Genomic DNA, 7392 nt, shown 5'->3' with positions numbered 1-7392 from the left:
TCTCCCCTTTTCCCCCCCCCCCCCCCCCCCCCCCCCCCCCCCCCCCCCCCCCCCCCCCCCCCCCCCCCCCCCCCCCCCCCCCCCCCCCCCCCCAGCCCGATTCACCCGTTCTTCGCGTCGAAACTCCTCTACTCCGGGGGTCCACATCCATGCATGTCGCCATCGTCGTCCAGCCGGCCCACGGTCACGTCAACCCGATGCTCCCGCTCGTCCCGGAGCTGCTGGCCCGTGGCCACCGCGTCACCTACGCGACGGGCCCGGAGTGCGTGCCCGCGGTCGCGGCCACCGGTGCGAAGGTTCTCGAGATCCCGGCCAAGGTGCCGCCCATGTTCTGGCCGGAAGGCGCGACCGACGAGCGCGTCGACGAGATGCTGTCGGCGATGTCGACCAGCGTCCGCGACAGCCTCCCGATCCTGCTGCGCGAGTTCACCGCCGACCCGCCGGACGTGCTCTGCTACGACCTCACCACCGAAGCCGGCCGCATCCTGGCGAAGATCCTCGACGTGCCGGCCGCGTCCCTGGTGCCCCACTTCGCGTTCAACGAAGCCCTCGGCATGCGTGACGCCATCGCCGTCGCCGACGACTGGACCGCGCAGGACCCCGGGTGGCCGTGGCACAACTACTTCGCGGCGATGAAGGAGACCGCGGCGGAGTACGGCGTCGAGTGGAAGGACGACGCCCTCGAAGGGACGTCGCCGGACGGCCTGAACCTCGTGCTGATCCCCAAGGAGTTCCAGTACGGCCCCGAAACGTTCGACGAGCGGTTCCAGTTCATCGGGCCGCTGGACAACAGCGAGCTGCAGGCCGGCACCTGGGCGCCCGCGGACCCCACGAAGAAGACGCTGTTCATCTCCTTCGGCACGCTGTTCAACAACAACCCGCAGTTCTACAAGACGTGCTTCGAGGCGTTCGGTGACCTCGACTGGAACATCGCCCTGGCCGCGCACAAGCTGGACGTCGGCGAGCTCGGCCCCATTCCGGCGAACTTCGACGTCCGCCCGCACTTCCCGCAGCTGGACGTCCTCAAGCACGCCTCGGCGGTCGTGTCGCACACGGGCATCAAGACCCTCTTCGACGCGACCACCCTCGGTGTCCCGATGGTGATCGTGCCGCCGGTGCCGATGTGCCAGCTGATCGCGACGCGCGCCGAGCAGGAAAGCCTCTCTCGGGTCCTCGACCCCGCCACGCTGGACGCCGCGACGCTGCGCAGCGCGGTCGAACAGATCACGCACGACGAGGAGATCCTGGCCGGGGTGAAGCGGTACCAGCAGATCATCGAGAACTGCGGTGGCGCGAAGGCGGGGGCCGACGCCCTCGAAGCCTACGCACGCTGAGCCCCGTGTTCCCGCCCGTCCGTCGTCCCGGTGAAAACAATGCCCCGAAAACCCACACTCAAGCACCCGAAGACGTGAGTTTTTTACTCACCGCAATTCCGAGGTGGTCCGTGAAGGTGGTTTCGGAAGACCGTGGTGTCGGACCGAGGCAACGTCTAAGGAGTTCGCAATGCGCGTAGCATTCGTCATCTGGCCGGCTTCAGCACATCTCTACCCCCTGGTTCCCCTCGCGTGGGCGCTCAAGGCGGCGGGCCACGAGGTCGTCGTCACGTCCCACCCCGCGATCGCGGACGAGGTCGCCGCGATGGGCCTGACCCCGGTGTCGATCTGCGAAGCCGACAGCACCCCGCTGCTCGGGCCGGCGTCGCCGTACGTCGACGAGCGCGTCGACCTCAAGAAGATCACCGAAGCCCTGGCGTTCACCAAGGACGACCCGGACCGGGAGCACTGGAACGTGCTCACGCAGTACTACGTGCCTTCGATGTGGGACTTCCTGCCCTACCGCGGTGACCCGGCCGAGCCGATGCCCGCGATGGACGGCCTGGTGAGCTTCTTCCGCACCTGGCAGCCCGACCTCGTGCTGTGGGACCCCTGCATGCCGGGCGGCGCGGTCGCGGGCAAGGCGGTCGGGGCCGCGCAGGCGCGCTGGTGGACCTGTCCGGACGTCTTCTGCGCCAGCATCGACCGCGTCAACCGGGTCAAGGAGTCCGGCGTCGAGGTCGACAACCCGCTCGCCGAGACCGTCCGCGGGATGGCGGACCGCTACGGCGTCGAGGTGAACCAGGAGCTGCTGGTCGGGCAGTTCACGGTGAACCCGCAGCCGCCGGCGGTCGGGCCGTTCGTCTCCGCGAAGCCGTTGTCGCTGCGCTGGATCCCGCACGCCAAGCAGCAGGTCATGCCCGACTGGATCTACCCGAAGCCGGAGCGTCCCCGCGTCGCCATCTCCCTCGGCCTGTCCGAGCGGTCGTTCATGGCCGAGGGCTGGGCGCACATCCCGGCGCTGCTGGAAGCCGTTTCGGTGCTGGACATCGAGGTCGTCGCGACGCTCAACGAGAAGCAGCTGTCGAAGGTCGACAAGATCCCGGACAACGTGCGCGTCGTGGACTTCGTCCCGCTCAACCAGCTGATCCAGACGTGCGACCTGCTCATCCACCACGGCGGCATGGGCACGGTCACGCCGGCGATCGCCAACGGCGTTCGGCAGATCGTCGTCGACTTCGTCGGCCACGACATCCACGTGACCCCGGGCTCGGGCGACCGGCTCGGCCGCTCGCGCTACAGCCTCGGCCCGGCACTGGCCCGGTACGTCACGGATTCGGGCGCCGGTCTCGTCATGGACGTCAGCAAGCCCGACCCGCTGGTGATGCGCGAGCAGATCCTGCGCGTGCTGGACGAGCAGCACTTCCAGGACCAGGCCGACCGCCTGCGCAACGACTGGCTGGCGCAGCCCAGCCCGAGCGAGTTCGTCCCGACCCTGGAGCGGCTCGCCGCGCAGCACAAGAGCCGGTAGCCGGAAACGGGAGCCGGTGGCGGGATCGCCGCCGGCTCCCGTTCTCCCGGTCGTCGAAAAGATCGAAAAACCAATTCCTTCTCCGCACTTGCCGAACTGCTGGCCTTGCCACGCGACGACTGAGAAAATGGAATCATGCCTACAGACGGGGAATACTCGCCGAGTCCGGTCGAGTACATCAGCCAATACGTCGAGAAGTACGAAGTCTCGAACGGCACCGACGGTTACCTGTACAACGACCGGCCGGTCGTCCTGCTCACGAGCAAGGGCGCGAAGACGGGCAAGACGCGCAAGGTCCCGGTGATGCGGATCGAGCACGAGGGGCAGTACGCCCTCGTCGCTTCGTCGGCCGGCTCCGACAAGCATCCCGGCTGGTACTACAACATTTCCAGCGACCCCCGCGTGCAGATCCAGGACGGCTCGGTCAAGGGCGAGTTCGTCGCGCGGGAGATCACCGGTGACGAGCAGGCCACGTGGTGGGCCCGCGCCGTCGAAACCTGGCCGGAGTTCGAGGACTACACCCGGATGACCACCCGCTCGATTCCGCTCTTTGTGCTGACCCCGGTCGAGCAGAGCTCCGAATCGGCCGCGTGAAAAGAACCAGAAGATCATCGGCAAACCGCCGTGGCCCCGACTGACCACGGATACCTAAGGAGAAGGTCTTGACTCTCGCTGGAAAAACTGCGCTCGTGACCGGGGCCGGCCGGGGGATCGGCAAGGCGATCGCGCTGCGGCTCGCCAAGGACGGGGCCAACGTCGCGATCAACGACATCAACCCCGACACCGCCAAGGCGACCGCCGAGGAGATCAACGACCTGGGCCGCAAGACCGTGGTCGTCCCCGGCGACGTGTCCGACCGGGACAAGATCTTCGCCGTCGTCGACGAAACGTTCACCACGCTGGGCTCGCTCGACATCATGGTGAACAACGCCGGCATCTGCCAGACCAAGGAGCTGCTCGAGGTCACCCCTCAGGACCTCGAAGACCTGTTCCGCGTCAACGTCTTCGGTGTCCTGTACGGCATCCAGGCGGCCGCCGAGACCATGAAGAAGAACGGTGGCGGCAAGATCATCAACGCCGCTTCCGGCGCCGGCCACACCGGTGTCCCGGCATTCTCGGCCTACTCGGCCACGAAGTTCGGCGTCGTGAGCTTCACCCAGAGCGCGGCGATGGAGCTGGCGGAGCACAAGATCACCGTCAACTCCTACTGCCCGGGCATCGTCGACACCGACATGTGGGCGGAGCTCGACAAGGTGCTCGGCGCCAAGCTGGGCAACGAGCCGCGCGAGACGATGACCACGTTCGCCCAGGGCGCCGTCCTGCGCCGGGTCGAGGTGCCGGAGGACGTCGCGAACTTCGTGTCCTACCTGGCCGGCCCGGACTCGGACTTCATGACCGGCCAGTCCGTCGTCATCGACGGCGGCATGGTGATGCGGTAGCCGGCACGCCCTCCCGGCGCCCGGCAGCTCCCCGCACGGACGTTGGCGATGTCGTTCTTCCCGACATCGCCGGCGTCCGTTTTTTCGTGCCGCCGGTCAGAACTCCTCGACCAGCCCGATGATGACACCCTCGGGCCCGCGGACGTTGCAGTAGAGGCAGTAGTTGCCGAACCGCGCCACCTCGCCCACGAACTCGGTGCCGATGGCGCGCATGCGGTCGAGGGTCTCGTTGAGGTTGTCGACGACGAACGTGATGCGCGGGATGCCCGGCACGTTCAGCGGCGCCTTGGGCGCGGAGTCCTCGGCCACCGGCTGGCGGAACACCGACAGCTCGATCCGGCCGCTGCCGTCCGGGGTCTTGACGAACGCCACGTCCGACACGACGCCTTCCAGCCCGATGAGCTGGTCGGTCGCCTTGCCTTCGACCGTCGTCTCGCCTTCCAGCTCCATGCCGAGCTCCTGGAAGAACGCGACCGCGGCTTTGAGATCTTCGACCACAATGCCCACGTGGTCCAGTCGTTGAATTGCCATGGTCCCAGTATAGGGGCCGCGGTTACTTTCCGCCGCGCGGCCCCGCAATTTCGGAGGTCCTTCCCGGCGGCGCACACGTGAACGCCGAGATGGCGACCGGGAATGGCCCGCAGGCCCTTCCCGATCGCCACCGGAAGGTTTAATCGCCGAAAAACCGGTTTTACTCGTCCGGGTATTCGTCGTGTCGGCGGATCCCCTTCACCGGACCGGAGTAACGGTCTTCCGGCTTCTCCCACGGCTCCTGCCGGCCCAGCGCCGTCAGGTCGAGCGCGTGGAACGTCGAGTCGAACACCTCGGTCCCCCGCGCGTACGTCGAGTACGTGTGGAAGATCCGCTCGCCATCACGCAGGAAGACGCTGATGCCGGGCACCTCCATGCCGGGGAACTCGGTCAGGCCCCGCGCTTCGAGGGCCGCGCGGTCCTCGAAGTTGTGGTTCGGCGGCGCCACCTTGTCGTCCAGGGTGACGTGGAAGTCGTAGTTGAAGTCGCTGCCACCCGAGGAGTACCAGTCGAAGTTCCAGCCCATCCGCTCCCGGTAGGCGAGCAGCTTCGCCAGCGGCCCGCGCGAAACGACGGCGATCGTCGTGTCGCGCTGGTTCAGGTGCGACCAGTTGCCGAAGTGGTCGACGAGGAACGAGCAGGCCGGGCAGCCCTCGTCCCAGTCGGGGTGGAACATGAAGTGGTAGACGATGAGCTGACGGCGGCCCTGGAAGAGGTCACCCAGGTCGAGCTTGCCGGCCGGACCGTCGAAGACGTAGGTCTTCTCGATCTCGGTCATCGGCAGTTCCCGGCGCGCCGCGCTCAGCGCATCCTTCGCCCGGGTGAACTCCTTCTCCTTGACGAGGAATTCCTTGTGCGTGGTGTACCACTCGTCCTGGGAAACGATTTTCGGCAGGCTCATAGCCGCCCCTTCCCTCTCTGGCGACGCGAAAATGGCATCGGCAGCCTACTCGGCCGGCTAGTGCGTTTGTTGGCGATTCTGGGACGAATCGGCAGGCGGCCGCATCTCCTATCGTGCGGTCTCCCGGATCAGCTCGGCCGCGCGCTCGGCGATCGCGATCACCGCCGCGTTCGGGTTGCCGCGCACCCCGGTCGGCATCACCGAGGCGTCGGCGACCCGCAGGCCTTCGACGCCGTGCACGCGCAGCCCCGGGTCGACCACCGCGCCGAGCGCGCAGGTGCCGGCCGGGTGGTACGTCGAGTGCGCGTACGCCCGGATGTAGGCGTGCAGGTCCGCGTCCGAGCCCGACTCGGGCACGCGGTACGGCGTCGTGGTGTACGGCGCCAGCGCCGGCTGCCGGGCGATCTCGAGCGCGACCCGCAGCGCCTCGGCCGCGGCGGCCAGGTCCTCGGGCTCGGCGAAGTAGTTGTGCACGATCTTCGGCTTCGCCGTCGGGTGCGGCGAAGCGAGCGACACGCTGCCGCGGCTGAGCGGGGTCAGCATGCTCGGGCCGAACGACACGGCGTGCCCGGTCGGCGTGCCGAGCCCGCCGTCGGAGAACATCACCGGCGCGGCCAGGAACTCCGCGTCCGGGGCGGCGAGCGCCGACGACGTCCGGATGAAGCCGCCGGCTTCGGGACCGTTAGAAGCGAGCGGCCCGGTCGCCGACTCCATGTACTTCGCGACGTTCTCCGGCGCGCCCGCGGCGAGCAGGCTGATCGGCTGCTCGTGGGTGTAGACGAGCGGGATCATCGCGTGGTCCTGCAGGTTCGCGCCGACGGCGGGCAGGTCCGCGACCACCGGCACGCCGAGCGCGCCGAGCAGGCCGGCCGGCCCGATCCCGGACAGCTGCAGCAGGTGCGGCGAGTTGTACGCCCCGGCGGAGACGACCACCTCGCGCTCGGCGCGGACAGTCACCTCCTCGCCGTGGCGGACGCCGGTGACCCCGACCGCGCGGCCGTTCTCGACCAGCACCCGGTGCACCCGCAGGTTCGTCTCGACCGTGAGGTTCGGCCGGCCCGCGGCGGGGTGCAGGTAGGCGGTCGCGGTGCTTTCCCGGCGGCCGTCGCGCTGGGTGACCTGGAACTCGCCGAAGCCGTCCTGCTCGGCGCCGTTGAAGTCGTCGTTGCGCTTGAACCCGGCCTCCGCGGCCGCGTCGACGAACGCGGCCGACATCGGGTTCTTCGAGCGGCCGTCGGACACCCGCAGCGGGCCGCCGGTGGCGTGGAACTCCGACTCGCCGCGCTCGTTGTCCTCGGCGCGCAGGAAACACGGAAGCAGGTCGGCGTAGCTCCAGCCCGGCTGTCCCCAGCCGTCGAAGTCGAGCCGGTTGCCGCGGACGTAGATCATGTTGTTCGTGGCGCTGGACCCGCCGAGGACCCGGCCGTGCCCGAGGTAGACGCGCCGGCGCTGCAGGTGCGGCTCCTCGTGCGTGTCGTGGTCCCAGTCGAAGTCGGTCCGGAACAGCTTGGCGAAGCCGACCGGGACGTGGATGTCCTGCTCGGCGTCCGGGCCGCCCGCCTCGACCAGGCAGACGCGGACGTCCGGGTCCTCGCTCAGCCGGGTGGCGAGCACGGCCCCCGCCGAACCGGCGCCCACGATGACGTAGTCGTACATTCTTGCGCTCCTCAAAGGGAA

The 7392-nt window shown here is 68.6% G+C and carries 7 protein-coding genes; 4 read left to right on the top strand and 3 right to left on the bottom strand.

All coding sequences use genetic code 11. The features are described from left to right. The first annotated feature begins 149 nt into the window (after window positions 1–149). From ACZ63J_RS26285 to ACZ63J_RS26270, 4 genes are all read left to right on the top strand, one after another. Complete coding sequence (locus tag ACZ63J_RS26285; protein WP_465406737.1) at window positions 150–1334, top strand: macrolide family glycosyltransferase; 1185 nt, start codon at window positions 150–152, stop codon at window positions 1332–1334. Window positions 1335–1503: 169 nt separating this feature from the next. Next, entirely contained in the window at window positions 1504–2844 is a 1341-nt protein-coding gene (locus ACZ63J_RS26280) for a nucleotide disphospho-sugar-binding domain-containing protein (RefSeq protein WP_465341399.1), read from the top strand. A gap of 135 nt (window positions 2845–2979) precedes the next feature. Then, complete coding sequence (locus tag ACZ63J_RS26275) at window positions 2980–3438, top strand: nitroreductase family deazaflavin-dependent oxidoreductase (RefSeq protein ID WP_465406739.1); 459 nt, start codon at window positions 2980–2982, stop codon at window positions 3436–3438. Window positions 3439–3506: 68 nt separating this feature from the next. After that, on the top strand, window positions 3507–4283 hold the full coding sequence (locus ACZ63J_RS26270; RefSeq protein ID WP_465302287.1) for an acetoin reductase: 777 nt from the start codon (window positions 3507–3509) through the stop codon (window positions 4281–4283). A 96-nt stretch (window positions 4284–4379) separates the two neighbouring features. Here ACZ63J_RS26270 and ACZ63J_RS26265 read toward each other — a convergent pair whose 3' ends face one another. The 3 genes from ACZ63J_RS26265 to ACZ63J_RS26255 all read right to left on the bottom strand — a co-directional run bounded on the left by ACZ63J_RS26265 (window position 4380) and on the right by ACZ63J_RS26255 (window position 7371). Beyond that, window positions 4380–4814 carry a VOC family protein gene (locus ACZ63J_RS26265; protein WP_465406741.1) on the bottom strand — a complete coding sequence of 145 codons (435 nt, stop codon included), beginning with the start codon at window positions 4812–4814 and terminating at the stop codon, window positions 4380–4382. 160 nt (window positions 4815–4974) lie between these two features. Next, window positions 4975–5715: a DUF899 domain-containing protein gene (locus ACZ63J_RS26260; RefSeq protein WP_465406743.1), complete on the bottom strand. Its 741-nt coding sequence runs from the start codon at window positions 5713–5715 to the stop codon at window positions 4975–4977. Between the two features lie 108 nt (window positions 5716–5823). Continuing rightward, window positions 5824–7371, bottom strand: a complete 1548-nt coding sequence (locus ACZ63J_RS26255; RefSeq protein WP_465341396.1) for a GMC family oxidoreductase — start codon at window positions 7369–7371, stop codon at window positions 5824–5826. Window positions 7372–7392 lie beyond the last annotated feature (21 nt).

Source organism: Amycolatopsis sp. NPDC104863, assembly GCF_055582965.1.
The sequence above is the reverse complement of the archived record's forward strand: the minus strand, read 5'-3'. Positions and strand labels throughout refer to the sequence as shown.